The sequence below is a fragment of the Caldimonas manganoxidans ATCC BAA-369 genome, assembly GCF_000381125.1.
GTDB lineage: Bacteria > Pseudomonadota > Gammaproteobacteria > Burkholderiales > Burkholderiaceae_C > Caldimonas > Caldimonas manganoxidans.
The window spans coordinates 1-2,183 of record NZ_KB906002.1 but is presented as its reverse complement, the minus strand read 5'-3'; the positions used below and the strand labels follow the sequence as shown (position 1 = coordinate 2,183).

At 66.3% G+C, this 2,183-nt stretch carries 3 protein-coding genes; all 3 read right to left on the bottom strand.

What is annotated here, in order from left to right; genetic code table 11:
• On the bottom strand, window positions 1-524 hold a 524-nt coding region (locus F615_RS0117260; RefSeq protein ID WP_019562390.1), incomplete at its 3' end, for a recombinase family protein.
• 29 nt (window positions 525-553) lie between these two features.
• The gene (locus tag F615_RS0117255; RefSeq protein WP_019562389.1) at window positions 554-1,027 is read right to left on the bottom strand and encodes a DUF2924 domain-containing protein; all 474 of its coding nucleotides are present in this window, start codon (window positions 1,025-1,027) and stop codon (window positions 554-556) included.
• 317 nt (window positions 1,028-1,344) lie between these two features.
• Window positions 1,345-2,157, bottom strand: coding sequence for an ImmA/IrrE family metallo-endopeptidase (locus F615_RS19090; RefSeq protein ID WP_083932508.1), 813 nt, complete (start codon window positions 2,155-2,157; stop codon window positions 1,345-1,347).
• Window positions 2,158-2,183 lie beyond the last annotated feature (26 nt).

Genomic DNA, 2,183 nt, shown 5'->3' with positions numbered 1-2,183 from the left:
TAGCCCAGCGGCGGCATGCCGCCCATCCAGAGCCCCTTGGCCTTGGAGGCGGCGATCTTGTCGCGGATGCGCTCGCCGGTGACCTCGCGCTCGAACTGCGCGAAGGACAGCAGGATGTTGAGCGTGAGCCGCCCCATCGAGGTGGTGGTGTTGAACTGCTGCGTGACCGAGACGAAGGAGACGCCGTTGCGGTCGAACACCTCCACCAGCTTGGCGAAGTCCGCCAGGCTGCGCGTGAGGCGGTCGATCTTGTAGACGACCACGATGTCGATCCTGCCGGCCTCGATGTCGGCCAGCAAGCGTTTGAGCGCCGGGCGGTCGAGATGGCCGCCGGAGTAGCCGCCGTCGTCATAACCCTCCTCGACGGCGATCCAGCCCTCGTGGCGTTGGCTGGCGATGAAGGCCAGCCCCGCGTCGCGTTGGGCCTCCAGGCTGTTGTACTCCTGGTCCAGTCCCTCGTCGGTGGACTTGCGGGTGTAGACCGCACAGCGCCTCGATGGCGTGACGGGGCCAGGAGTCGGCATGGTCGACGGGGATGCGGGCCATCGTGATCTCATGCCGGCTCCTTCTGGCCGTGCTTGGTCTTGAGGCCGAAGAACGCGGGGCCCGACCAAGGCGTGCCGGTGATGTGGCGGGCAATCGCCGTCAGGCTCTTGAACCGCTGCCCTTGATACTCGAAGTCGTTCGGGCCGCGCACCAGCACCCGGTGCTCGACGTCGTCGAAGAACCGCGTGAGCACGGTGCCCGGCAGCAGCCGATTCGCGTCGTGGCGAAGCTGGCGCGGCAGGATGCCCGTCTCACCGATCTCCTCGAGCTTGCGGCGGGTCGCGGGCTTCAATCCGCCGAAGGCGCGCTCCTGGATCCTGTAGGCGAGCCGGCTCTCCAGCCAGGTGCGGTGGTGATGCTTGGGCCGCTCCTCGAAGTACTCGTCCCACAGTGCCCACAGATCTTCCATGGCCAAGTCGGGCAGCTGCGCGACGCGGGCGGCGACGGTGGTCGGGTCTGCAGGGCTTGCGTGTGTCGTCATCGGCGAACTCCTCGTGCGTGATCGGGGTTCGCATTCACGCGCTGTGGCCCGCAGAAGCCAAGGCCAACCGAGTCGCTGTCGGTGGCGATATGGACAGATGGCGGAAAGGGGCGCGCGCGCAGCCGCAGGAGGGCGCAGGCCAACAGATCGACGATCTCTTGGTGCGCGTGCCGAGGCCGATCAGCCTCGGGAGCCAGGACGAAGGGTTCGGGTTCGTGCATGGTCGGCGTTTCGATGGGAAACGCCGCTCATGCTAGGAATCAAGGGGCTTCGCGTAACGGGTTCTGGCGGGGATGCGCGGGCTACGGCGCCCTGCGTCATCGCACCTGGTGCTGGCCTGTCGAGACGAACCGGTCATCGCAGTCGTTGCTTTCGCCGTCCTGCCACGCCAGATCCCAAGCGCGTGGCTCTGCACTTTCCAACAGCAGCAGGGTCAGGACGCGATCTCTCGAGGTGTAGCTGTGCTTGAACTCACGCAGCTTCATGTGGGGTGCCTCCTCCGGGCACCAGATCGCAGCAGACATCTCGATGCCGTCCCACGCCTGCTCGACGCTCGCGTCGGCGGCGAGCGTGCCGGGTAACGGCTCTTGCGGATCGCCGGTGCGCCGGATGCGCGCCCGCGTCCTGACGGCGCTGCTGCTGCGCCATTCGTACTTCGCGTAGCCGTTGTCCCAGTAGACCAGGATGGCGCGCTGCGAGGTGAACTTGATGAAGCGGATGCACAGCGCCTCGAACGAGACCTGGAAGCGCTTGGCAATGGCGCTGAGGACGTGCAGATCGATGCGTCGGTTCGAGATCCACTCGCGCAGCCGATCACCGGGCATCAGCAAATTGCTGGCGAAGTCGTCGGCCTCGCGCTCGATCAGGCGCATCGTCTCGTGGCCGGAGTGGACGCTGTCCTTGTCGCAGTTGAAACGCGACTGCTGGTCGCGGTGCAGGACGAAGTGGCCCAGCTCGTGCGCAATGGTGAATCGCTGGCGCTGCGGGCTGACCGTGCCGTTGTAGGCGATACCCCAGACTTCAGGGTCATCAGGGTCCCGCGCCAGCAGGCCCTCGAAGGCATCGTCGTTGAACTGCACCGGCGGACGAATCTCCCGAACCCCTTTGCCGTAGGGCGTGGTCGGCAGCATCTGCCGCACGACATCGAGATCGACGG

Coding starts and splice junctions, on each gene's coding strand:
- F615_RS0117255 (WP_019562389.1), bottom strand. CDS start 1,027: ATGACGACACACGCAAGCCCTGCAGACCCGACCACCGTCGCCGCCCGC.
- F615_RS19090 (WP_083932508.1), bottom strand. CDS start 2,157: ATGCTGCCGACCACGCCCTACGGCAAAGGGGTTCGGGAGATTCGTCCG.